1 protein-coding gene is annotated in these 243 nt (G+C 61.3%); it reads left to right on the top strand.

Going from position 1 to position 243, the window contains the following annotated elements; genetic code table 11:
- Positions 1-243 (top strand): integrase core domain-containing protein (locus tag EU800_RS26670; RefSeq protein WP_129636400.1); only part of this gene is annotated, 243 nt, incomplete at both ends.

The raw sequence follows: 243 nt of genomic DNA, 5'->3' as shown, positions 1-243 counted from the left end.
GGCGGACTTCCTCGAGGACAAGGGGATGGATCACGTCCGAGGCGCCCCCCACCATCCACAGACCCAGGGCAAGATCGAGCGTTGGCATCAGACAATGAAAAACCGCATCCTGCTGGAGAATTATTACCTGCCTGGCGACCTGGAGCGGCAGATCGAAGCCTTCGTCGACTACTACAACAACCAGCGTTACCACGAGAGCCTGGGCAACCTGACGCCCGCCGATGTCTACCACGGCCGCGGCGC

It is taken from the genome of Tropicimonas sp. IMCC6043 (genome assembly GCF_004146235.1).
Classification (GTDB): Bacteria; Pseudomonadota; Alphaproteobacteria; order Rhodobacterales; family Rhodobacteraceae; genus Tropicimonas.
Note: the sequence above shows the minus strand (reverse complement) of the source record. Positions and strands in the feature narration are given on the sequence as shown.